The sequence below is a fragment of the Pontibacter lucknowensis genome, assembly GCF_900156415.1.
Taxonomy (GTDB): Bacteria; Bacteroidota; Bacteroidia; order Cytophagales; family Hymenobacteraceae; genus Pontibacter; species Pontibacter lucknowensis.
On record NZ_FTNM01000006.1, the window covers coordinates 231,361 to 255,302 of the forward strand.

The window sequence follows — 23,942 nt, forward strand, 5'->3', positions numbered from 1 at the left end:
AGAAATTATCTTCTTATACGTAATTGTTCAGCATTACAGGCATCACCAGCATCAGAACATTTTCATTATCTTCATTTGCAAGCGGCATCAACAGACCAGCACGGTTCGGTGTGGACAGCTCAAACGAGATTTCGTCAGCGTCGATGTTGTTGAGCATTTCGATCAAAAACTTCGCATTAAAGCCGATTTCCATGTCCTCACCGTCATATTGGCAAGTCAGGCGCTCGTTCGCTTCGTTCGAGAAGTCGAGGTCTTCGGCAGAAACCTGCAGCTCAGAGCCGGACAGCTTCAGACGAATCTGGTGCGTGGTTTTGTTTGAGTAGATGGAGATACGACGCACAGAGCTCAGCAATGCAGAACGGTCGATCACCAGTTTGTTCGGGTTCTGTACAGGTATAACGTTCTCGTAGTCCGGATAACGCTCGTCAATCAGACGGCAGATCATGCGTATGTTGTCGAAGCTGAAGAAAGCGTTGGACTGGTTGAACTCCATGCGCACGGCAGTCGCCTCAGATGGCAATGTAGACTTCAGCAGCGTGAAAGCCTTGCGTGGAATGATCAGCGATGCTTCCTGGCTCGTAGCGATGTCCGTACGACGGAAACGCAGCAGACGGTGACCGTCTGTGGCTACGAACGTTACATTGTCAGGGCGCAGTTGCACGTAGATACCCGTCATGGCTGGACGAAGCTCGTCGTTGCTTACTGCAAAGATCGTCTTGTTGATGGCACGAGCCAGCACGTTAGACGGGATCTCGATGGCGCTGCCACCCTTCACCACAGGTACACGCGGGAAATCGGTTGCGTTCTCACCGGAAAGCTTGTAGCGTCCGTTTGCTGAACTGATCTCAATGGTATAGGTCTCTTCGTCAATCGTGAAAGTCACCGGCTGGTCTGGCAGGTTCTTCAGCGTCTCGATCAGGATCTTGGCAGGGGCAGCAATGCGGCCACTCTCCTTCGCCTCAACCTGCAGTTCAGTGATCATGGAAGTTTCCAGGTCACTGGCTGTGATGGTGAGGGTGCTGTCGTTGATCTCGAACAGGAAGTTCTCAAGGATAGGAACCACCGGGTTGTTGGTTACCACACCGTTTATGCTGGCTAACTGCTTCAAAAGAGCAGAGGAAGAGACGATAAATTTCATTATGTATAGCTATAATGTTATTTGGACAAAGTTAAAAATTTTTCGCATTTATGCTACCTGCACGGGCCCGGCTTTTTCACAATTTCTTTACATACAGGGCAAAAAAATCAGAAGCGTTCGTAGCGACGCTTGCGCAGGTAGTAGCGCAGCACCCCAAACAGGGCCAGCAGCACGATCGGAGCCACGATGTTGAGCAGCTGCCAATAGGTACGCTCTTCTTTCACACGCACCCTATCCAGTGGCCGCAGTTGTATTTCTTTGCTGCGCACATTGATCAGACCCTCAGAGTCCAGCAGGTAATGAATGGTGTTCATGGCCAGCTCACGGTTCGCAAACGTTACATTGTTGTACCTGTCAAAACCCAGCTCGTAAGCCTGCCCCGTACGTGGGTTCACATCGTTGCGCACAAGGTCACCATCCGAGAAAACTGCTATTTTGGTTGGTACGCCTGTCTCTTTCACCTGTGGATCAGCCGCTCCCTCCGGAGCTCTTCTGTTACGGAAGAGCGATGTAAAGGCGCCCTCCAGCAGATAGCCTACAGGCTGAGGCCCCGCCTGGTATTGCTCCGGTTTTACATCCATACGGGCTTCTTCAAGCGTTAGCGGTACCGGCGCCTGCAACACACGGGAATAAACTGAGGTAAAGGCCAGCGGTGTTTTGCGAATGCCGTCAGCTCTTACAGTATCCATCGTTCCAATAAACTTGGAATACACCGCATCGATGTTGCGCGTAATTGGGTGCTTGGCAAAGGTGTTGAGCAGTGGATAGAAACGCCAGTTGATCATCTCGGTTTGCGGCCGCTCACCGGTATAGCCTGTTACAATGGGTATAAAGCCAGAATTCAGATCCATGATCATGGTTGGGTTCAGGCGCACGCCATAACGGAAGAACAGGTCATCCAGATTGAGATTGTAAGGCATGGCGAACATCCCTCCTGCTCCTACGCTATCCATATTCGCGTTTAAGGCATCTACAAAAAATACTGCCTTGCCCCCGTTCATGATGAACTGGTCAATCTTGTACTTGTCGGCTTCGGTAAAAGGTTGGGTTGGTTTGGCAATGATGATCAGGTCCAGGCCTTGCAAGGTAGGGATATCACGCAGTTCGCCGCGGGCCACCCGGTAGAACTCCTGCAGAGAGCCCAGCAGGTCAGTCACGTTCTGTGTTTCTAACTGCCCCTGCCCACTGATGTATCCAATTGTTTTGTTGCCCTGGAAGGCCATTTTGCGTATCGCCGTGGCCAGTTCGTACTCCACTCCCTCTACTGACTGGTTCAGGCGTTCGTCAGGAGAGGCCGCCAGGTTGCCTTTCAGGAGCATTACGCCGGTTTCTTTGCCTTTGTACATCACGCGAGCACCCGGAAATACCAGTCGTTCCACCTGCTTGCCGCCTTCGTTAGCGCGTAGGTTAGTAGGCTGTATACCTGCCTGCGCTAGCTTCTGGAAAAACTCCACCCGCTGCTTCTCGTCAGAAATCTCGTTCGGGTCGATGAATTCGTAGCGCACATTGCCGCCCGCGTAGATGCGGAACTCGTCGAGCGTTTCCCGTACCGACTGCTGCAGGCGTTTGAATCCGGCCGGGAACTCCCCTTCCAGGTATACCTCTACAAAGACCGGCTCCGGAAGCTCTGCCAGCATCTGCTTTGTAACAGGCGAAATGGTATAGCGCTTATCCTCGGTCAGGTCGAGGCGGAAGAAGAAATTGGCGGCTAGTATGTTGAGCAGCACAATGGCTGCCAACGCGATCAGAAAGCGGGTCAGGTCGCGGCTGCGCTTGCTTTTGTGTGTCGTTGCCTGCTCTGTTACCATTTTCTGCTGCTCAATACAAGTTTGGTGGAAAGAATCATGATCGCGATCACACTCAGAAAGTAGAGCACGTCGCGCGAGTCGATCAGCCCTTTGCTGATGGCCATGTAGTGGTATTCTATACCTAACTGGCTGATGAAGTAGCTATAGCCACCCCACACAGGTATAGAGGCAATCAATTCGAAACCTGCGTAGAAGATGTAGCACAGGAAAATAGCGATCACGAAAGAGATGATCTGGTTGTCTGAGACAGAGGAGGCAAAAACCCCGATAGCGGCAAATACGCCAGCCAGGAACACCAAGCCAAGGTATGAGCCCACCACAGCGGCTGAGTCTACGTTGCCTTGCGGATTGCCGAGTTCGTACACGCTATAGTAGTAGATCAGCGTAGGTATAAGGGCAAAAAGCGCCAGCAGGAGCGCAGCGAAGTATTTACCCATAATAAGCTGTAAGTCCGAGATCGGCTTGGTGAGCAGGAGTTCGATCGTGCCCTCCCGTTTCTCCTCGGCAAAGGTACGCATGGTGATCGCCGGAATCAGGAACAGGAACAGCCAGGGCGCCATGTTGAACAGCGTCTGCATATCGGCAAAGCCGTAATCGAGCACATTGCTCTCGGGGAATACCCACATGAACATGCCAATGGCCACCAGAAAGACCGTGATCACGATGTAGGCGATCAGCGTGTTCAGGAAGCCGTTAAATTCTTTTTTAAGTATAGCGAGCATTAGGTATACCTACTTCGTCAGTTGTTGGAAAATCTTTTCGAGGGAGTTTTCTTCGTGGCGCAGTCCTACCAGTGGCCAGTTGCGCTCGGCAGCCACCCGGAAAAGGGTCGCGCGGATGTCAGTATCCTTGCGGGAAACCACCCGGTAGGTCGCACCCTCAACTAGAGTCGCTGTCAGAACTCCAGGCACTTGCTCAAGCGCCTCCACAGGTATAGGCTGCTCAAACTCCACCAAGGTTGTCTTTTCATTGCGGGAGCCAGCCTGCAGACTGGCCACATCGCTGTCAGCCACCAGTTTGCCGCGGTTGATGATCACGACGCGATCGCAGATGGCGGTCACCTCCTGCATGATGTGTGTAGAGAAGATCACGGTTTTGTCCTGCCCGATACGCTTGATGAGGGAGCGTATCTCCACGATCTGGTTAGGGTCGAGGCCGGTGGTCGGTTCGTCGAGGATCAGCACCTGCGGGTTGTGCACCAGCGCCTGCGCCAGGCCTACCCGTTGGCGGTAACCTTTGGAAAGGGCTCCGATCTTCTTGCCCTGCTCCAGGGTGAGGCCACAAAGCTCCACCATCTCCTGCACCCGCTCCTTCGCCCGGCGTCCTTTCAGGCCGTATACCGAAGCCACAAACTGCAGGTACTCGTGCACATACATGTCCAGGTAGAGCGGGTTGTGCTCCGGCAGATAGCCCACATGGCGGCGCACCGCAATAGGATCCTGCACCACATCATAGCCGGCTACCTGTACGGTACCCGCACTTGGGGGCAGGTAGCAGGTAGCAATCTTCATGGTCGTGGACTTGCCGGCACCGTTAGGTCCCAGAAAGCCAAGTATTTGCCCCTGCGAGACCGAAAACGAAATATCATCGACAGCCCGTTGCGACCCGAAAAGCTTGGTAAGGTTTTTTACTTCGACAGACATTATTTACAGTAATGAATGCATAATGAACAATGACAATCGGCTTCAGGCCTGACCATTATTCATTTACCATTCTGAATTCAGCTTTAATTAGGTATGCAAAGCTACAAAAGCTGTTCCACATTATGGCTATACCTGTTTTCTGCCTTTTGGCATCAGCGGACGCACCTCAATGTCTACGTGGTGGTAGTTGGCGTGCGATTCCAGGCAGTGCACAATGGTGGAGGCGATATCCTCCGGACGCATCATGTTATCGTTTACCGTTACGCTATCGATGTTGTCGAAAAAGTTGGTTTGCACGGAGCCGGGGTAGATGCAGGTTACTTTCACGCCATAGTCGCGCACCTCTTTGTAGAGCGAGTGCGAAATACCGCGCACCGCATGCTTGGTGGCGCAGTATGCTGACATCTGTTCTATACCTGTCGTACCGGCGATGGATGAGATATTGATAATGTGCCCCTCTCCCATTTCCTTCATACCCGGCACTACTAGACGCGTGCAGTAGAAGAGGCCGTGCACGTTTGTGTCGAACATCAGGTGCCACTCTTCCAAGTCCTGGTCTTCGAGCGTAGCCGAGCGACCCAGTCCGGCATTGTTGATCAGCACACTAATATGTCCACCGAAATGCTCCACGGTGTGCTTGTAGGCCATTTGCACCGAGTCGGCACGGCGCACATCGCACTCCACAAACTCAAAATGCTCATGCTGCACATCTGGGTTAGTTCTGCCCCAGCCTGCTACTTTCGCGCCCTGCTCCAGCAGCGCATGCACAGCTGCCAGTCCGATGCCTCTGCTCACGCCGGTTACCACGGCTATCTTATTTTCCAGTTTCATAGTTTTATGTTTATAGGGAGTTTATAATCTGTAAAGCAGGCCTGCCCGGATTACTTGGGTATATAGCTTCATATTGGCGCCTTCCATGTTAGCCTTGTAGTTCTTGATACCATGGGCGTAACTCAAGGATAGGCCGAAGTGACCATGGTAGCCTGTTATACCCAGTCTAGGTCTGAAATCAGTGATCGATTCGTTGCGGTCTATTCTTGTCTTAAATTCAGTTCCATCTTCCAGTGTCGCCTCCGATCTCTCTTTCATTTGCTGACTGAAACCAATATCCGAACCGAGGGTTAGGTCCAGGTCTATAGGGCTTTGCTTGATCCGCCAGCCAATGTAAGGCTGCAGATTGATATAATCGGCTATGATGACAGCTTTACCGTCAGCCGGATGTGTCATAGAAGAACTGTGCGACCAAAAGCCATGGGCTCTGTCTATCTTAGCCTGTGTTCGCAGTTGCTCGTACCCTGCCTGAGTACCCAGTATAAAGCCACCAGCTGCAACAAATTGCGCCTGCAAACTACCTCCATATGTCACGTTATACCTGTTGCCATACGGATTGATCACCATTGGAGCGCTGCCCCAGGTATCATTAAGGACCATTACAGTCGTTTTGGTAGACGATTCTCCTGTAAACCTTGACAAACCAGAGTTTAGCTGGGCGCTGTACTCCATTTTCTGGCCAAATACTACAGTAGCGCTACCTAGCGCAAGCAAAAGCAGGTATACTTTTTTCATATAGGTATAAGTTTGTTTTCTAATTCAAATCAACCCTGCCTTCCCTCTTTACTTTCTTAAATTAAATATCACCTAGTTGCGGTCTGATCAGGATCTCCTCTACCACACTGTTAGGTGACATGGCATAGGCACCGTAAATAGCCATAGCCACATCTTCGGCCCGCATAAAGCGCTCCGGTGGCAGGTCCACACCTTCCCAACTGGCTGTTAAGGTTGCGCCGGGCAAAATAGCCGTAACACGGACACCATGCTCTTTCATCTCCTCACGCAATACTTTTGACATCCCGAGCAAGGCGTATTTTGAAATACAATATGAGCCGCCATTGGTATAAGGAGTGATGCTGGCCGTGGAGCACATATTGAAGACATGCCCGCTTCTGCGCTTCTTCATATCCAGCACAAAAGCCTTGGTGATGTAGTAGGCGCTGTAGAGGTTCGTATTAATCATCATTGGAAGGGCAGCATCGTCCTCCTCGTGCACTTTGCCAGGTATAAACAGCCCACTGTTGTTGACAATCACCTCGATCTTGACCTCAAGGCCTTTCACATAAGCGATAAAGTTTTTGAGTGAGCCCATATCGCTCAGATCGGCCTCCTGGTAGAATACTTTGGAAAAGGTATAGCGCTCCTCAATTTCCAGTTTCAGCTTTTTTAGGTCTTTTTCGTTTCGGGAACAAGTAATGATATGAAAGCCCTCTTTTGCAAATTGTTCGATCACGGCCCTGCCAATGCCTTTTGTGCCACCTGTCACCAAAATATACTGCTGCATGTGCTCTATATAGATATTAGATAATACGTTTTCAAAATTTAACCGTAATATAGGCATTTAAACAGTATTTTTGTTTAGAAACACGTTTAATACCTTGTTTAACACGTAACGCCTGTATGCTACAATCCTTTGGGAAATACCTGCTGTTCATGCAAAGCCTTTTCATCCGTAAAGAATCCGCCAGGATTCTGTTCGGGCGCACCGTCGACGAGGCTATTTTGATCGGCATCAACTCTATATTCATCGTTGCCATCGTTTCCACCTTTATCGGTGCGGTTACCTGTGTGCAGGTGTCATATAACCTCAACAATGCTTTCATACCCCGTTCCACCATTGGTTTTATGGTGCGCGAAATGACTATTCTGGAACTGGCTCCTACTATCACCTCTATTGTACTGGCAGGCAAGGTTGGCTCGAGCATCGCCGGTGGTCTGGGCACCATGCAGATCACCGAGCAGGTAGACGCCCTGGAAGTAATGGGTATCAACTCGGCCTCGTACCTGGTACTGCCTAAGGTGGTCGCAGCCATCCTGGTGTTTCCGATGCTGGTGATACTGGCCATGTTCCTTTCTATACTGGGAGGCTACTTAGCCGGAACGCTTTCAGGTGAATTAACACCTCAGGAGTACATTACAGGTATACGTGACGGGTTTATTCCGTATAACATCACATTTGCACTGATCAAATCAGTAGTGTTTGCTTTTCTGATTTCGTCTATCTCCTCCTTTCGCGGTTACTATACCTCAGGCGGGGCGCTGGAAGTCGGAGCTGCCAGTACCTCAGCTGTAACTAGCAGCGTCATCGCCATTCTGATCGGTGACTTTGTGCTGGCATATATCTTACTGTAGGTTTGTTGACCATTAAAAAATCTACTGGAGTTCATCGCGTCTTTGCCTTTAGCTCCCGAATACAAGAATCAACATGATTGAAATACATAACATACATAAAGCATTTAACGGCAAGAAAGTACTGGACGGTGTAAGCGGCGTCTTTGAGACGGGCAAAACCAATCTGCTTCTTGGTGCCAGTGGTACCGGCAAAAGTGTGCTGCTCAAGTGCATCGTGGGTCTCATCAAGCCCGACCTTGGCAGTGTGACCTTCGACGGGACTTACTTTACCAACAACAAGCTCGATATCCGGCAGGAGATCCGCCGCAAGATCGGCATGCTCTTCCAGGGCTCCGCCTTGTTTGACTCCATGACGGTAGAGCAGAATGTGGAGTTCCCACTCAAGATGCTTACTGACATGACTAAGGAGGAGCGTAAAGAGCGTGTTGACTTTTGCCTGAAGCGTGTCGGCCTGGAGGGTGCCAATAAAAAAATGCCTTCCGAGATCAGTGGCGGTATGAAGAAGCGTGTCGGCATAGCCCGCGCCATTGCCCCGCACTGTACCTACCTGTTCTGCGACGAACCTAACTCCGGCCTTGACCCACAAACAGCACTCAAGATTGACGAACTTATCAAAGAGATTACCGAAGAATACAACATCACCACGATCATCGTGACGCACGACATGAACTCGGTGATAGAGATCGGTGACAAGATCTTTTTCCTTTACGAAGGCAAGAAGCTCTGGGAAGGCACCCGCGATGACATCATGGACACAGATATCAAAGAGCTCAACGACTTTATATTCGCCAACCGTCTGATGCGTGATGCCAAGAAGGTAGAAGAAGAAGAGCGCGAAGAAGAGGAAGAGCGCAGATACAATGGGCAGCTGGCTTCACAGGGCAAAGAAAAAGCTCCTTCTGAAGAATCAGTGGAAACAGAGAAGGAGCCACATCCCGACAACCCGGAAGGCCCTGCCGCTACTACCCAAACCGGTAACGACAAAGTATAAACCCAGGTACAGGTATAAGCAAAGAGCTACAAAACTTTAAATCATAAAAAAAGGCTCCCGCTTAGGTATAGCGGGAGCCTTTTTTATTAGTATAGCTTCTTGTTTAGAAGTTCAAGCCGAACAGCATACCTGCCACGGTAGCCGTCATCATACAGGCAAGCGAAGCTCCGAGCAAGGCGATAAAGCCGAGTTTGGAAAGCTGTCCCTGCTGGTTGGGCGCCATGCTACCGATACCACCAATCTGGATGGCAATCGAGCTAAAGTTAGAGAAGCCAGCCAAGGCATAGGTTGCCATCACCAGGGCTTTCGGACCCAATGTGCCCGCTTCTTTCATGTTAGCCAGGTCGAGGTAGGCCACGAATTCGTTGATAGCCGTTTTCTGTCCGAGCAAGCTTCCCACTTGCAAAGTATCGGCCCATGGCACACCCATAATAAAGGCAAACACGCGGAAGATCTGGCCCAGAATATACTGTAAAGAGAAACCGCTGAACTGACCGTTTGTGCTGCTGGCCACCATCCCGTTCAGACCAGTCCAAACACCGATCATATCCGTCAGGATATAGTTCACCAAAGCAATCACGGCAATGAAAGCGAGCAACATACCACCTACGTTCGCGGCTAGTCGCAGACCGTCACCAGCTCCTCTTGAGAGAGCATCAATCAGGTTCACACCCAGCTGCTCTTCGTTTACTTCGAGCTTGTTCGTGATTTCTTCGTGTTCTGTTTCTGGTACCAGGATTTTAGCCAGTACGATACCTGCCGGGGCGTTCATGATAGAGGCAGTGAGGAGGTGTGCCGCAAAGATGGCTTTCTGTGCCGGATCAGTACCGCCGAGGAAAGAAACGTAGGCCGCCAGTACACCACCGGCCAGCGTCGCCATACCACCTGTCATCAGACACATCAGTTCGGAACGCGTCATGCGGGCTATAAACGGACGTACAAGTAACGGTGCCTCTGTCTGTCCTAAAAAGATGTTGCCAGCAGCAGAAAGGCTCTCAGGACCGGACAGGCGCATCACCTTCGACATCACCCAGGCGATGCCGTACACGATCTTCTGGAGCACACCGAGGTAGTACAAACCAGCCGATACTGTGGAAAAGAAGATAATGGTCGGAAGAACCGAGAAAGCAAAGATAAAGCCTAGCCCGCTGTTCTTAGACGGGTCGGCCAGATTGCCGAAGAGGAATTGTGCGCCCGCCTGTGAGAAATCCAGAAAAGTAACGAAGCCCTCGCTTACGTAGGCAAAGCCTTTTGCCACCACAGGTACCTGCGTAACAAGCACACCAAAAAGGATTTGCAGACAGACACCGTAACCTACGAGTCTCCAATCAATGTTTTTGCGGCTTTTAGAGAACGCAAAGGCGATGGCAATAATGGCTAGTAGGCCAAGAAGCCCTCTGAAAATATCGAACATGCTGTGGGACAAAATTTGGCCAAAAGTAAGGCGAATATCTGTTAAAACAAAAAGTCCCACCCCGATTAGGGGCAGGACTTTTAAAGTATAGCGTATGTTATGCTAGTTTCGCTTGTTCAACTCGTCGCGGATCTTGGCGGCACGCTCGTAGTCCTCTTTTTCAAGAGCTTCATTGAGCATCTTGTTCAGGTCATCGACTGACGTCTGGTTGAGTGGCTCCTTGGCGCTCGGAGTCGATGAAGAACTGCTTTTTACGGCCATTTCTTCATTTTCATCTTCTTCTTCTTCCAGGTCGCTCAAAATAATGCCAGCTTCCGAAAGCACACTTTCCACCGTGTAGATAGGCACCCCAAAGCGCAATCCGATGGCAATGGCATCGGACGGACGTGCATCCAGTTCGAACTCCTTTTCTCCGTCGGTGCACATGATCTTGGAATAGAACACGCCCTCCTTCAGGTCTGAGATCAGGATCTCGGTGATGTTCACGTTCATCTGCTCGGCAAAGGTCTTGAACAAGTCGTGCGTGAGCGGACGGTTTGGGTTGATTTTTTCTATCTGTATGGCAATGGACTGCGCCTCGAACATACCAATGATGATCGGTAGCCTGCGGTTTCCATCACGCTCACCCAACACCAGCGCAAACGATCCCGTCTGCGATTGGCTGGAGGAGAGCCCGAGTATCTCTAGCTGTATTTTTTTCACAATTAAGCTCTTCTATTCTATTTGTCTAAAGCTTTTGCAGCTTCAATTAATTTAGGAAGTACCTCGAGCGCATCGCCAACTATGCCATAATCAGCGGCTTTAAAGAACGGCGCTTCCGGATCCTTATTAATAACGACAATCACTTTAGAAGAGTTAACCCCCGCCAGGTGCTGAATGGCACCAGAGATGCCGGCAGCAATGTACAGGTTAGGGCTTACGGTGATACCAGTCTGGCCCACGTGCTCGTGGTGAGGGCGCCAGCCGATGTCCGAAACAGGCTTGGAACAGGCCGTTGCCGCACCCAGTTCTTTGGCCAGTTCCTCGATCAGGTGCCAGTTCTCAGGGCCTTTCATACCGCGACCGCCGGATACGACGATCTCCGCCTCTGGCAGTAGCACGCCTCCACCGGTGTCCTGCATCACCGTCTCTTTTGGAGCAGCAGCAAAATCAGACTCCGCCAGATCAGCGGAAAGCTTCTCTACCGTAGCAGCAGAACCGCCGTTGCTGATGATGTCGGTGCTGTTTTTCTTTACTGCGATGATCTTCACATCGGAAGTCAGGTTTACCTGCGCAAACGCCTTGCCTGAGAACACACCGCGTGTCACAGTAAAGTTACCGCCATCTATCTTCGGCAGTTCGGTTACGTTGGTAGCCAGTGAGCCGTTCAGGCGAACAGCCAGCTTAGAGCCTACCGCAGCACCAATGTTAGAGTTGGAGAACACCAGTACTTTGGCGCTTTCCTGCTGCGCTGCCTTTGCGATTACTTTCACGTACGCGTCGGCTACAAACTGCTTCAGGCGGTCGTCAGCGTCGTACAATACCTTGCTGATGCCCTGCTCGCCTAGTTTGGCCAGAGCCTCTTCGTGTACATCACCAATGGCTACCGCTGTGGCGGTTGTGCCCATGGCCTGCGCCACCTGGCTGCCGTAGGATGCTGCCTCGAGTGAGGACTTCTTGATCTCTCCGTTCAGACCTTCTACAAATACTAATACAGACATATTACAGTACTTTAGCTTCGTTTCTCAATAGTTTAATCAATTCGCCGGCGTTCTCCGGTTCAATCAGCTTCACGCCGCTCTTTTTCTCGGGCTTGCTGTAGTTCACGTACTCCGACTTGGCTTCGCCGCCCGTAGGCTCCACAACTTTGAGTGGTTTGGTGCGGGCCGTCATGATGCCGCGCATGTTTGGTATGCGTGGCTCGCACATCGGCTGCTGGGCGCTGGCTACAAATGGCAGTTTTACCTCTACCACTTCTTTGCCACCCTCAATCTCACGCTCCAGACGGGCCGTGCTGTCGTCTACCATGTCCAGTTTAAAGGCTGGCGTCACAGACGGAATGCCCATCATCTCGCCTACCATGTTGTGCACCTGGAAGCCGTTGTAATCAATGGATTCCTTGCCCATTAGAATCATATCGTAACCGCCCTCGTTGGCTACGGCAGTAATCTGCTGCGCCACGAAGTAAGCGTCTTTCGGGTGTGCGTTCACGCGGATGGCGTCGTCGGCTCCAATGGCCAGTGCCTTGCGTATATTGGGCTCAGCGTCAGCTTCACCTACGTTCAGCACGGTTACGCTGCCGCCTTTGGCCTCTTTCAGCTCAATGGCGCGGGTCAGAGCGTACTCATCCCAAGGGTTGATTACGTACTGCACCCCGTTCTTGTCGAACTCTTTGTTATCTCCAGTAAAGTTGATCTTGGAAGTAGTATCCGGAACGTTACTGATGCAAACTAATATTTTCATATAATAAAATGTTAGCTTATTAAAAGTTAAATTTGATGCGAAGTTAGTTAAAATATAGCCAAATGGAAATGTCTCAAAATAGATTGCTGCAACTCTTCCAATTCTACAAAGAAGACCCCAACGACCCGTTCACGATATATGCGATTGCGACAGAATTGCGCAACTCCGAGCCGCAAAAGGCAATGGAGTACTACGAAATATTGCTCAACGAACACGAGCGCTACGTAGGCACTTATTACCATGCTGCCAGTCTGTACGCAGAACTTGGGCAACCTGAAAAAGCTGAGCAGACCTACAAAAAAGGCATGCTGATCAGCCGTCAGGAAGGCAACATGCACGCATTTGCAGAGTTGCAACAGGCGTACAACAAGTTTGCGGGCCTTGACTACGAAGACGAGTAGCACCTTTTGCGCTACAGATCAAAAATAGTATGCATGCAGCATATCTGCAAGTATAAAACAGGCTTTTATGCCGAAATGTTTTCTAATGGCTTCTGTAGCGTACTAGATATAGCGCCCGAAGGTTTACGATAGCAAAAAGAAAAGCCACCGCCTTTGCAGGTTTGGTGGCTTTTCCTGTTTATACTTTGGATAGCTACGATAAACTAACCACCAGATCGTCGGTGTTCACCAAAGAGCCTTCCGGCAAATGCAGGTCGGCAATCCTGGTGGCTTCTGAAGCGGTGATGGTCGTTTCCATCTTCATGGCCTCGATCACAAACAGCGGCGTGTTTTTCTTCACTTCCTGGTCCTTCTCCACCAGTATCTTTGAAAGCAGCCCCTGCAACGGTGCCCCGATGTGCTTCGGATTGCCTTTGTCCACTTTCTGGTGCTGTACCCGCTCCACTTTCACCGACTTGTCACGCACTTCGATGTTTCGCGTCTGTCCGTTTAGTTTGAAGAACACGGTGCGCATACCGTCCTCGTCCACGTGGCCCAGCGACTGGTACTTGATCACGATGGACTTGCCGCGGGCGATGTCTATGATGGCCTCTTCACCGGGCTTCATGCCATAGAAGAAAAGGCGCGTCGGGATTTTGGAGACGTTGCCGTATTGTTCGAAGTGTTTGTGATAGGCCTCGTATACCTTGGGGTAGAGCTGGTACGACAGAAAGTCGGTATACTTGGTATGCTCCCCGAATTTCTCCTGAAACTCCCTGAATTCCTGGTCCAGATTAATTGGCTCGAGGTGCTCGTTCGGCCGACCGTCGTATGGCTGTTCGTCTTTGAGCACGATAGCCTGCAGCTTTTTCGGGAAACCGCCCACCGGCTGGCCCAGATCACCGCGGAACAGCGACTGCACTGATTCTGGGAAGGAAATCTGCTCGCCACGCTCGAGAACATCCACCGTGGTCAGACCATTGGAAACCAGGTATAACGCCATATCACCCACTACTTTGGAGCTCGGCGTTACTTTCACCAGGTCGCCAAACAACTGGTTCACTTCCGCATAAGTCTCTTTGATCAATTCCCACTTATCACCCAAGCCCAGTGCATTGGCCTGCGGACGAAGGTTGGAGTATTGACCACCTGGAATTTCGTGGTGGTATACCTCAGCCGTGCCAGCTTTCAAGCCAGACTCAAAAGGATAGTAGTACTCGCGCACTGTTTCCCAGTAGTTGGAGTGGCGGTTGAGGCTCTTCTGATCGAACTCGCGGTGTCGCTCTTGAAAACGCATGGCTTCCACCATTGAGTTAAAGTTCGGCTGTGAGGTAAGGCCCGACATAGAACCCAAAGCCACGTCCACCACATCCACGCCTGCCTCTATGGCTTTGAGATAGGTGGCTGACTGTATACCTGATGTGTCGTGTGTGTGCAGGTGAATAGGCAGTTTCACCGTGTCTCGCAGCGCCTCTACCAGCACCTGCGCAGCGTATGGCTTGAGCAAGCCAGCCATGTCTTTGATAGCCAGAATGTGGGCACCGGCATCTTCCAATTGCTTGGCCAGTTGCAGGTAGTACTCCAGGTTATACTTGGTTTTCTTCGGATTGAGAATATCGCCGGTATAGCAAAGCGTACCCTCCGCCAGACCGCCTGTGCGCTTTCGCACAAAGTCGATGCAGGGCTCCATGCTCTTCATCCAGTTGAGCGAGTCGAAGATGCGGAAAATATCCACGCCCGTCTCCCAGGACTTCTCGACAAACGACTCAATCAGGTTATCCGGATAGGCCTTGTACCCTACCCCATTAGAGCCGCGGATGAGCATCTGCAGCAGGATGTTCGGCACCGCCTCCCGGATCTCGGCAAGTCTACGCCACGGGTCCTCGTGCAGGAAGCGCAGGCACACGTCGAAAGTCGCCCCACCCCATACCTCCATGCTGAAGGTCTGTGGATGGTCCTTGGCATAGGCTTCGGCTATTTTGAGCATGTCGAAAGAGCGCATGCGGGTAGCCAGCAAGGACTGATGTGCATCCCGGAAAGTGGTATCGGTATAGTGGATTTGCTTATCGTTGCGCAGCCATTTCGAAAACTCCTCAGGGCCCAGTTCTGTCAGGAGGTCTTTTGTACCGCGCTCGTAGGGTTTGTTCAGGTTGAAGCCTGTGAAATCCGGTTTGGAAAGCACTTTGTCCGGATCAGGTTTCTTTACGTCCGGGTGACCGTTCACGATCACATCAGCCAGGAAACTGAGAAGTTTGGTTGCGCGGTCCTTGCTCTTGCGGAACACAAAGAGCTCTGAGTGATTCTTCACAAAATCCACAGTCGCGTCACCGGAGATGAAGGTCGGGTGGTTGATAATGTTCTGCAGGAACTGGATGTTCTGCTTCACGCCTCGGATTCGGAATTCGTCCAGCGTGCGCGACATCTTCATAGCGGCATGGCGCAAAGTCGGTGCCTGTGCTGATACTTTTACCAGAAGCGAGTCGAAGAACGGACTGATCTTGGCACCCTGGTATACACTGCCCTGGTCGAGACGAATGCCAAAGCCACCGGCACTGCGGTAAGCGATGATGGTGCCATAATCTGGTTTGAAATCGTTTTCCGGGTCTTCGGTGGTGATACGGCACTGGATGGCCACACCGTTTGCCCGAACCGTGTGCTGCGGCCCGAGCAGTACTTCCTCGTGATCCAGGGTATAGCCATCGGCAATAAAGATCTGCGTTTTGATCAGGTCGATGCCTGTGATCATCTCGGTCACGGTGTGCTCCACCTGTATGCGGGGATTCACCTCGATGAAGTAGATGTTATTGTTGTGCGGCTCCACCAAAAACTCCACTGTGCCCACGTTGTTGTAGTTCACGGCTTTGCAAATGCGGATGGCGTAGTCGTAGAGTTGGTGACGGGTTTCTTCGCTCAGGCTGATGGCCGGGGCCACTTCTACCACTTTCTGGAAGCGGCGCTGCACCGAGCAGTCGCGCTCGAAAAGGTGGGTGATGTTGCCAAAGTTATCGGCCACGATCTGCACTTCAATGTGCTTCGGGTTCTCGACGTACTTTTCCAGGAAGAGCGTATTGTCGCCGAAGGCTTTCAGGGCTTCGTTCTTCGCCTCAAAAAAACCTTTCTCCAGTTGCTCGTCGTCCCGGATTACACGCATACCGCGACCGCCGCCGCCGGCAGCTGCCTTGAGCATAAGCGGATAACCAATGCGGTGCGCTTCTTCCAAAGCGGTGTCATAGGTGTTCAGATCCAGGTCGTTGCTCTGGATAATGGGCACCTCACAGCTTACGGCTACTTTTTTGGCCGATACTTTGTCGCCCAGCGCCCCCATCACCTCTGGTCGTGGACCGATGAAGATGATGCCGTTCTCGGCGCACTTGCGAGAGAAATGCTGGTTTTCAGAGAGGAATCCGTAGCCCGGGTGAATGGCATCTACTCCGTTCTCTTTGGCGATGGCGATGATGCCGTCGATGTCGAGGTAAGGCTGCAGCGGCTGGTTGTCTTTGCCGATCTGGTAAGCCTCGTCGGCCTTGTAACGGTGCAGGGAGTAACGATCTTCATAGGTATAAATGGCCACCGTCTGGATATTAAGCTCCGTACAGGCTCTGAGCACACGGATGGCAATTTCGCCGCGGTTAGCGACAAGTACTTTTTTGATTTTCATATAAGGTGAGATGTAAGGTATAGCTGCACTATATTTTTATGGATAAAGGGCGAAAAGGGGAACACCGATGCGCCACAGGTATAAGCAACACTATAATAATCTAGTATAGACGAATGGCAGACGGGAAATGAAGCGACCTGCCGTTTTGAAAACATCCCTTAATACAGGCTTTTTCCGGATAAGGTTATATTGCAAATCCGAAGGATATACAGCGGTATTTATACCTTATAGATTAAAGCACATGCAACATATTGCAAAACACTAATATACCTGTAGTTAGGCAGATAGCAAAAAAATAGCGCCACCGTTAATCAGTGACGCTACCAAATAAACAACAACCTAAACTTTAATCTGATTAGAAAACCTATAGCTATACTTGTCTAGCCTTAGTGCTTTTTGTGCCCCGGTTCGTAGATCAGTCGGAAAAAGGTGCTCATGCGCTCCCGCTCTTTTGTAACAGGTATACCTGTCACAATACCGATCATCAGGCCCTCGTTGATCACCAATCGCATCTGCGGACGCAGCACCATGTCCATGTGTCCGCCCTGCATTTCCTTGTTTACCTCAAGGCCTACAAAGTTGCGGCTGTTCGGTATCATGTAGTGGGCACTGGTGTTGATCTCGTAACTGGTCTCCAGCCCGCTGTGGCCAAAGTGATTGAACACCCGCGGACCGGTATAGATCAGCGAGTGAAAGTTGCTGCCCCACTTTTTGGCCGCCACTAGAAAAGGGTTAAAAAGAAATCCCTGAAACACGTCATCCCTCCGGATGCGGTCGAGGTCTGTCAGTTCGAACTCAGTGATGGTGCCCAAGGCCATGGACGTATTGAACCGCTTGTTCACCAGAAAGGTATACTGCGCCGCCAGCTTCAGCGACTCGATGCGGTCAGAGGGTCGGTTCACCTCAGGGCGTCGGTCTTTACTATTGGTTGTGTAAACCGATACAGGCACTTCGATTTCCAGACCCAACCTGTCGATCGGCGCCCATTCGTACTCCACCAGAAATTCATAGCGGTCGTAGCCAAGGTTGTCGGTCATGCCGGCACCGATGTTCCACTCCTTTTCCCCTTTGTGTGCGCCAAGATCCCGGATCAGGTCAATGTACAGGGGCTCTGCGTGGTTCAGTTTGAGCGGTTTTGGAGCTTGCTGCTGGCTTGTGTCAGGTATGGCTGTTTCTTGTGCGTAAGCAGTAAAAGAAAGTGTGGTAATAAAAGCTGAAAGAAAAAAAGTCCGTTTCATAAAAGGGTTAAACCGAAATATGAGCGAAAGTAGAACGGCACTATTAAAGGCATATTAAAAATAGATTAGAAATAGATTAAAGCAGCTGATATGAGGCAGGCAGACAAACTGTTTTTGACAGGTATGTGTATCTTTGCCACGCAATGTCGCGAAACCTGCTTCTTCTCTGGCTATCTTGTCTGCTCCTGCTCCAACCCTTGCAGGGCATGGCCGCTATACCTGACAGCACCAATGCAGCGCCAGACAAAGGACGTCTGCTGCTACTCGGCAGTGGCTTTACGGTCGGCTACACGGCCATGCTGGTTTCACTGAACAAGGCCTGGTACAGCGATCAGGAACGTACGGGTTTCCACTTCTTCAACGACAACCGGCAATGGAAGCAGATGGACAAAGCCGGTCATTTCTGGGGTGCCTTTCACCAGAGCCGGGCAGGTATAGACCTGCTGCGCTGGGCAGGCGTACCTGACAAAAAAGCAATCTGGTACGGCGGCCTGACAGGTATTATTCTACAAACGCCCATCGAGATCTTCGACGGTTTCCAGTCTGACTACGGCGCTTCAGTGGGCGATGCGATTGCTAACACGGTGGGCTCAGCTGCTGTGGTGGCGCAGGAACTGGCCTGGCGGGAGGTGCGCATCATGCCAAAGTTTTCTTTCCAGACCACCCGGTACGCCGAAGAGCGTCCCAATGTGCTGGGTAGTACCCTGCCGGAGCAAGTGCTCAAAGATTACAATGGGCAGACCTACTGGCTTTCCGTCAATGTAGGCAGCTTTCTGAAAGAAGAGAGCAGATACCCCAAGTGGCTGAGCATCGCGGTTGGCTATGGTGCACAAGGTATGGTATACAATGATCCGGAGTTGAATAAGGTACGTGGTTTCAATGCCCGCCGCCAGTTCTACCTCAGCCCCGACCTCAACCTGATGCACTTCAAAGGACGCAGCAAAGTGCTCAACACCACGCTATACGTGCTTAGCATCATCAAAATCCCGGCTCCCGCCCTGGAGTACAATCGCACAGACGGGCTGCGCTTCCATCCTGTATACTTCTAACTCGGCACGATTATTCCGCCGCACAAATCGTATCTTTGTGTAAAGTCAATTTGTACTTGTATAATAAGGTATAGCAAACAACGCTATGCCTCAGCACAGGCTTTATACTTGTGACTAATGAACAACCATTAACGATAACAAGCAACGAAAATATGAACGTAGGAGATCGCGTGCGCCTGATGTCAGGACGAGAAGAAGGCATCATCACCCGCATACTGGATAATAACATAGTAGAGGTCGCCATCGACAACGACTTCACTATACCTGTGTCACGTCGTGAGATTGTGTTGATTGCGCCGGAAGAAGCCAAGGCTTTCCGAAATGCAGAGCTTGAGCCCTACGCAAAGCCATCTGCCCGCAAGGAACCGCCTGCGCCCGTATTGGCCGAAAAAGGCATATACCTGGCCATGGTGCACCAGTCAGACGAACTACTGGCCGCCACGGTGGTGAACAATACCGACTACGACGTGCTGTTCACCTGTGGCGAAGAGCGCAACAATCAGTACCGCGGTTTGCAGAACGATAAGTTGGCTCCGAAAGCCAGCCGGGTTGTGAGTCATTACCACATGAAAGACTTTGAGAAATGGCCCACGCTGATCGTGCAGTTTTTGCAGCATCGCAATGGCAGTCCGAGCTTGTTGGAGCCGGTGACCAAGAAGGTGCAGTTCCGCGCTAACTCCTTTTATAAGAGCAAGAAAACCGCTCCTGTCCTCAACAAAGAGGCCTACCTGTTTCAGCTCGACACCAAACCGGTGGCCGTAGACACCGACAAGATAAAAGAACAGCTTTCCGAAAAGCCCGCAGCACAGGAGAATATAAAAGTACAGGCGCCTGAGCACGAAGTAGACCTGCACATCGACAAGCTGGTGGAAGATTACAGCGGTATGAGCAACAGCGCCATGCTGAGGCTACAACTTGATCGTTTTCAGGATGCACTGGACCGCGCCATGGCCGCCAACATGCACGAGATCGTGTTCATCCACGGCACCGGCAACGGCGTGCTCCGCAAGGAGATCCAAAAGATACTGAGCCGCACCCCTGGCATCCGCTTCTTCGAGGATGCCAAGAAAGAGAAGTTCGGGTATGGCGCTACCCTGGTGAGACTGAGGTGAGTTGAGGAGTTGAGGAGTTTGAGAGTTTAGAAGGTAGAAGTTAGTAGCGTTACACGGTATCGTCCGTGCTTGATTGGAAATCTGTGCCCTGACCGCCTATTTTGAAGGGAACTTATACCTGCTTTCAACAATTTAACCTGTAAGCAATTCAACAATTTGCCATACCTTTGCAGGTATAGAAAGCTTAACAGCAAGCCGTCTTATCGCTGCTCCGCTTGGAGGAGAGGAAAGTCCGGGCAACACAGAGCATCCTACTTCCTAACGGGAAGGGGCCTTCCGGGAGACGGGTAGGCTACAGCCAGTGCCACAGAAAATAACCGCCAGCTGCAAAGCTGGTAAGGGTGAAAAGGTGCGGTAAGAGCGCACCAGCGGCTGGGTGACCAGTCCGGCTGGGTAAACCTTAGGAGTTGAAAGACCAAATAGGCTGACAGCGCCTCGCTTCGGCGGGGCTAAGGGCTGCTCGTCCGATGTCAGTGGGTAGGTCGATGGAGCCTGTGCGCGAGTGCAGGCCTAGATAAATGATAAGACGTTGGGCTTCGGCACAGCGACAGAACCCGGCTTACAGGCTTGCTGTTAAACTTTTCTTTCTTTTCAATTCATTTCTTCTTTTTCTCTAGCGTAGAGTAGGTTACAGATATAGCGGCGACATTGGTATACCGCAAGTTTAGCGTTAGCGCAAATGTGGTTGTGCATGGGGCCAGTTTGTAACTGGCGTGCCGGCGACATTTGCAGGCATAGCAACCTAACTTGTTTCATTGCTTCGCCTGTGCGGAGGGTACCTTATGCCCTGGCCGGGCGGGCCTTACTTTTTGTCTTGACGCAAAAATCGAGGGCCCCTACCCCCAATCGCTGAACGCTCTTGACAGGGGGATGACAATCATGCATGAAAATCCTATTTGTCCGTGGGGTAAAGGCCCTCTTAAAATCCTGTAAATCCTGATTCAGACAAGCTCTTCTTCGTATCTTTGCACCCTCAAATGACGCGATTATGACTGAGTTGAAATTATACGACCCCTTCCCGAACATGCAGTTCAGCGATAAGCACTGCTTTTTGTGCGGGGCACATACCGGACCCGAGAACCGAACACCTGTATTCGCCACCTGGCTGCAGGACAGGTATAAGCTGCGTGACAAGGAGTTGCTTATGCTCGACAAGAGCGTCAGCACCTATGGTGAGCTCACCATCCCCTGCTGCGACCATTGCCATACCCAGCACGTTATTCCACTGGAGGAAGAAATAGCCAAAGCCACAGAAACAGGCATGGCCGGGCTGCAGGCGCTGGATCCTAAAAAGCTGTTCCAGTGGATTGGAAAAATGTATTATGGTACGCTGATCACGGAGCTGATCAAGGAAGCAGACCCGCTGATTATGCCGCAGAACCCGGTGAGTGAGAACCCGAAAATGCTGGGCAAATTCCGTGAATTCTTCAAGGTGCTGCAGTCCATGCGGGTGCCGATGGAGTTTTCCGATTTTCTACCCTGCTCCCTGTTTATGCTGGAGGTAAGCCCTAAAGAGGACGAACTACCTTTTGAATACCAGGACGAACTGACAACCATGGCTTTTAGTATCAAGCTGGGGCCGGTCGTGCTCGTATGCACGCTTCTCGACAATGGCATCATTGGCAGAGCCCTTGGCAAACTTTACCGCCTGACACAGGATCAACAGCTGCATCCGGTACAGGTGGCTGAGTTTAAAGCGCGTGTATTTTATGCTGCTTATATCTTCAATGTAGTGCCCGAGTACTTTGAGCGACCACTCAAGCCGGAGGATACACATATTACCCTTGACACCATTATCGATGATGTGACGAACGAGATTTTCAACCCCTGGGAGTTGACTGCTTATACCCATATGTTGGAGGAAATGCTCAAACCCTGGGACATCCGCGAAAAAGAGATACTCGCTGAACCTGGCAAACCACTAAGTTTTCTACTGGATGATCAGCAAAACCTTAAACCAATGGAGCGTTTTCAGAAATAAGCTGAATCCGTTTCGCTTTCTACCTGTTCCAAAATTAAAAAGAGCTCCCCGGCCTGTGCCAGGGAGCTCTTTTTAATTTGGTTACTATTATACTCTACTGCTCTATCACAAAGCTCACGTTAACATTAGAAGTCACCGTCACTTCCCCTCCTGCTATGGACGGACCGCCACTTTGTGCCATTTCCATATCCATCGACATTTTAGCATAGCCTATTCGCGGAGAGCCGTTAGAAGTATGTTCGTTGATGGAGTATACCTTACCCACTTTAGCACCTAGTTCAGCTGTCAGGGCATTGGCTTTTTGTTTGGCATCGGCCACCGCTTTCTTGCGGGCTTCAGCACGGTGCTTCTCAATGTCTGAAACTCTGAAATAAATGTTATCGATGCGATTCACCCCATTGTCGTACAAACCAGAAAGCAGTTCGTCAAACCTGTTGATTTTTCTGATGACAATGGTCATGGTTTTCTGCGCCATGTAAAATTCGGGCTGTGCTTTCCCAAATTCGTTACCTGAATAAATAGGCTGCAGGTTCACGAAAGAGGTCTGGATATCCTTGGCATCCACTCCCTGCTTGCGCAGGTAGGCAATAATGGCAGCGGCTTGCTTATCGGTTTGCTTCCGGGCCTGATCCAGGGTCTTCTCACGTGTTTCCACTCCCAGGCTTATCACAACTTCATTTGGTTCAAGCTTCACCTCCCCTATTCCGTTCACACTGATAAGCGGAGGCATGATCTGTTGCTGGGCCATTGCCGGAAACATAGCTGCCAGCAAAAACACAAGGGCGATAAAAGATACTTTTTTCATAGTATTGAATAAAAAGGTTAGAAACACTCTGGTAAATATAGCTACTTGCTATATAGAACCAATTACAAAGGCCGTACCAGAAATGGATTTGCACAAAAAAACCCTTCACGATTTAAGCGAAGGGTTTCTAATAGCATGAGTTGCTTACTAAGCCTCTAAGTCAAAATCCTGGTCAGCTACATATTTGGCTACCAGCACAGCGCCCAGTGTCACAGCACCAGCCGTCAGGATAAGCTGTGTCGTGCTCATGCGGCGGGCACCCTGCAGCACCAGTTTGCCAACATCGTGCAATAGCTCAGGCAGTTTATCATGTTTGCCCTGGAACACATGCATAGCCGACTCCACTGTTTTAGACATATCATGTGGCTGTAGAAGTTTGAGAGCACTTTGTTCCTTCTTGCCCTGGCTTTGTCCGCCATTGCCGGCATTCTGGTTGCTCTTGTTATCGTTTTCCATAGTTATACTCGGTTTCGTTTAGGTATTAAGTTCAAGTGATTTTCTTATACGGCATTATGCGCGACAGGATATGACCTACCCCTCTGCACGACCACCGTACTTGGTGATCATCTCGCTCATTCGCTGCATCAGACTTTCGGCGCTGATCATCATGCTGGCCGGAAATCCTACTGACAGGTCACTGATCTCAAGCGACTTTGCCTCAGGATTATAGTTGAAACTGGCATTGACCCCCTTCTCGTTTATGCGTCCGCTGTTGCCCTGTAAGTTCATGCCATAGGTCTGAAGTTTGCTTTTCAGTTCATTGTAAGCCTCAGGCGTTACGCCGGTATATAGTGCTCTTTTTGACATAGTATTTATCTCTTTTATGAATGAAAGTATAACGGCACAAGATAAGATGAAGTTTACAAAAGTTACCGCTCGTCATATGCAAGAATCACCTGCTAAGGCATCAAAAGGGGGGACGATGCAGAACTTCCACTTTTTCGGAAAATAATTTTGCATACTAAAAATCAGCTTGTATATTTGCACCCGCAATACAGTAGCACGGTCCGTTCGTCTAGGGGTTAGGACTCCAGATTTTCATTCTGGCAACAGGGGTTCGATTCCCCTACGGACTACAAAAGGGGAAAAGTGATTTTGAG

The 23,942-nt window shown here is 50.6% G+C and carries 21 protein-coding genes, 1 tRNA gene, 1 other RNA gene and 1 pseudogene; 8 read left to right on the forward strand and 16 right to left on the reverse strand.

The window, feature by feature from the left end; all coding sequences use genetic code 11:
- Positions 1 to 13 precede the first annotated feature (13 nt).
- From dnaN to BW972_RS17795, 7 genes are all read right to left on the reverse strand, one after another.
- Entirely contained in the window at positions 14 to 1,138 is a 1,125-nt protein-coding gene (gene dnaN, locus BW972_RS17765; protein ID WP_007654541.1) for a DNA polymerase III subunit beta, read from the reverse strand.
- A 107-nt stretch (positions 1,139 to 1,245) separates the two neighbouring features.
- Positions 1,246 to 2,946, reverse strand: coding sequence for a gliding motility-associated ABC transporter substrate-binding protein GldG (gene gldG, locus BW972_RS17770; RefSeq protein ID WP_076423115.1), 1,701 nt, complete (start codon positions 2,944 to 2,946; stop codon positions 1,246 to 1,248).
- Positions 2,940 to 3,668 (reverse strand): gliding motility-associated ABC transporter permease subunit GldF, encoded by a 729-nt coding sequence (gldF, locus tag BW972_RS17775; protein ID WP_076423116.1) that lies wholly within the window; start codon positions 3,666 to 3,668, stop codon positions 2,940 to 2,942. Before gldF ends, gldG begins: the two co-directional genes overlap by 7 nt.
- A 9-nt stretch (positions 3,669 to 3,677) precedes the next feature.
- Positions 3,678 to 4,589: a gliding motility-associated ABC transporter ATP-binding subunit GldA gene (gldA, locus tag BW972_RS17780; protein ID WP_076423117.1), complete on the reverse strand. Its 912-nt coding sequence runs from the start codon at positions 4,587 to 4,589 to the stop codon at positions 3,678 to 3,680.
- Between the two features lie 126 nt (positions 4,590 to 4,715).
- A complete protein-coding gene (locus BW972_RS17785) occupies positions 4,716 to 5,420 on the reverse strand; it encodes an SDR family oxidoreductase (RefSeq protein ID WP_076423118.1) in 705 nt (234 codons plus the stop codon).
- Between the two features lie 21 nt (positions 5,421 to 5,441).
- On the reverse strand, positions 5,442 to 6,155 hold the full coding sequence (locus tag BW972_RS17790) for a hypothetical protein (protein ID WP_007654547.1): 714 nt from the start codon (positions 6,153 to 6,155) through the stop codon (positions 5,442 to 5,444).
- Positions 6,156 to 6,216: 61 nt separating this feature from the next.
- Complete coding sequence (locus BW972_RS17795; RefSeq protein ID WP_007654548.1) at positions 6,217 to 6,924, reverse strand: SDR family oxidoreductase; 708 nt, start codon at positions 6,922 to 6,924, stop codon at positions 6,217 to 6,219.
- Positions 6,925 to 7,040: 116 nt separating this feature from the next.
- Here BW972_RS17795 and BW972_RS17800 point away from each other — a divergent pair, with 116 nt between their 5' ends.
- Both BW972_RS17800 and BW972_RS17805 read left to right on the forward strand, forming a co-directional pair.
- On the forward strand, positions 7,041 to 7,772 hold the full coding sequence (locus tag BW972_RS17800) for an MlaE family ABC transporter permease (RefSeq protein WP_007654551.1): 732 nt from the start codon (positions 7,041 to 7,043) through the stop codon (positions 7,770 to 7,772).
- Positions 7,773 to 7,845: 73 nt separating this feature from the next.
- Positions 7,846 to 8,589, forward strand: a pseudogene (locus BW972_RS17805) (ABC transporter ATP-binding protein); the annotation flags it as partial.
- Positions 8,590 to 8,866: 277 nt separating this feature from the next.
- On the opposite strand, the gene BW972_RS17810 reads toward BW972_RS17805, so the two are convergent.
- The 4 genes from BW972_RS17810 to BW972_RS17825 all read right to left on the reverse strand — a co-directional run bounded on the left by BW972_RS17810 (position 8,867) and on the right by BW972_RS17825 (position 12,619).
- Positions 8,867 to 10,177: a NupC/NupG family nucleoside CNT transporter gene (locus tag BW972_RS17810; RefSeq protein ID WP_076423119.1), complete on the reverse strand. Its 1,311-nt coding sequence runs from the start codon at positions 10,175 to 10,177 to the stop codon at positions 8,867 to 8,869.
- 102 nt (positions 10,178 to 10,279) lie between these two features.
- The gene (locus BW972_RS17815) at positions 10,280 to 10,879 is read right to left on the reverse strand and encodes a bifunctional nuclease family protein (protein WP_007654558.1); all 600 of its coding nucleotides are present in this window, start codon (positions 10,877 to 10,879) and stop codon (positions 10,280 to 10,282) included.
- Between the two features lie 17 nt (positions 10,880 to 10,896).
- The gene (locus tag BW972_RS17820; protein ID WP_076423120.1) at positions 10,897 to 11,877 is read right to left on the reverse strand and encodes an electron transfer flavoprotein subunit alpha/FixB family protein; all 981 of its coding nucleotides are present in this window, start codon (positions 11,875 to 11,877) and stop codon (positions 10,897 to 10,899) included.
- A gap of 1 nt (position 11,878) precedes the next feature.
- The gene (locus tag BW972_RS17825; RefSeq protein WP_007654560.1) at positions 11,879 to 12,619 is read right to left on the reverse strand and encodes an electron transfer flavoprotein subunit beta/FixA family protein; all 741 of its coding nucleotides are present in this window, start codon (positions 12,617 to 12,619) and stop codon (positions 11,879 to 11,881) included.
- Positions 12,620 to 12,687: 68 nt separating this feature from the next.
- On the opposite strand from BW972_RS17825, the gene BW972_RS17830 reads away from it, so the two are divergent.
- Positions 12,688 to 13,020 (forward strand): hypothetical protein, encoded by a 333-nt coding sequence (locus tag BW972_RS17830; protein WP_040573853.1) that lies wholly within the window; start codon positions 12,688 to 12,690, stop codon positions 13,018 to 13,020.
- Positions 13,021 to 13,213: 193 nt separating this feature from the next.
- Here BW972_RS17830 and BW972_RS17835 read toward each other — a convergent pair whose 3' ends face one another.
- Positions 13,214 to 16,657: a pyruvate carboxylase gene (locus tag BW972_RS17835; protein ID WP_076423121.1), complete on the reverse strand. Its 3,444-nt coding sequence runs from the start codon at positions 16,655 to 16,657 to the stop codon at positions 13,214 to 13,216.
- Positions 16,658 to 17,043: 386 nt separating this feature from the next.
- Positions 17,044 to 17,895: an HAEPLYID family protein gene (locus BW972_RS17840; protein WP_007654563.1), complete on the reverse strand. Its 852-nt coding sequence runs from the start codon at positions 17,893 to 17,895 to the stop codon at positions 17,044 to 17,046.
- A 143-nt stretch (positions 17,896 to 18,038) separates the two neighbouring features.
- Here BW972_RS17840 and BW972_RS17845 point away from each other — a divergent pair, with 143 nt between their 5' ends.
- The 4 genes from BW972_RS17845 to BW972_RS17860 all read left to right on the forward strand — a co-directional run bounded on the left by BW972_RS17845 (position 18,039) and on the right by BW972_RS17860 (position 22,037).
- On the forward strand, positions 18,039 to 18,944 hold the full coding sequence (locus tag BW972_RS17845; RefSeq protein ID WP_234986438.1) for a DUF2279 domain-containing protein: 906 nt from the start codon (positions 18,039 to 18,041) through the stop codon (positions 18,942 to 18,944).
- Positions 18,945 to 19,096: 152 nt separating this feature from the next.
- Complete coding sequence (locus BW972_RS17850) at positions 19,097 to 20,056, forward strand: DUF2027 domain-containing protein (protein WP_076423123.1); 960 nt, start codon at positions 19,097 to 19,099, stop codon at positions 20,054 to 20,056.
- A 187-nt stretch (positions 20,057 to 20,243) separates the two neighbouring features.
- An RNA gene (gene rnpB / locus BW972_RS17855) (RNase P RNA component class A) lies at positions 20,244 to 20,634 on the forward strand.
- Between the two features lie 410 nt (positions 20,635 to 21,044).
- A complete protein-coding gene (locus BW972_RS17860; RefSeq protein WP_234986439.1) occupies positions 21,045 to 22,037 on the forward strand; it encodes a hypothetical protein in 993 nt (330 codons plus the stop codon).
- A 94-nt stretch (positions 22,038 to 22,131) separates the two neighbouring features.
- Here the strand turns inward: BW972_RS17860 and BW972_RS17865 are convergent, their stop codons facing one another.
- The 3 genes from BW972_RS17865 to BW972_RS17875 form a co-directional block, all read right to left on the reverse strand.
- Positions 22,132 to 22,842, reverse strand: coding sequence for an SIMPL domain-containing protein (locus tag BW972_RS17865; RefSeq protein ID WP_007654579.1), 711 nt, complete (start codon positions 22,840 to 22,842; stop codon positions 22,132 to 22,134).
- Positions 22,843 to 22,989: 147 nt separating this feature from the next.
- Positions 22,990 to 23,298: a hypothetical protein gene (locus BW972_RS17870; RefSeq protein ID WP_007654587.1), complete on the reverse strand. Its 309-nt coding sequence runs from the start codon at positions 23,296 to 23,298 to the stop codon at positions 22,990 to 22,992.
- Positions 23,299 to 23,373: 75 nt separating this feature from the next.
- Complete coding sequence (locus tag BW972_RS17875; RefSeq protein WP_007654589.1) at positions 23,374 to 23,649, reverse strand: hypothetical protein; 276 nt, start codon at positions 23,647 to 23,649, stop codon at positions 23,374 to 23,376.
- 197 nt (positions 23,650 to 23,846) lie between these two features.
- Here BW972_RS17875 and BW972_RS17880 point away from each other — a divergent pair.
- Positions 23,847 to 23,918: transfer RNA gene (locus BW972_RS17880), tRNA-Glu, on the forward strand.
- The last annotated feature ends 24 nt before the right edge of the window (positions 23,919 to 23,942 follow it).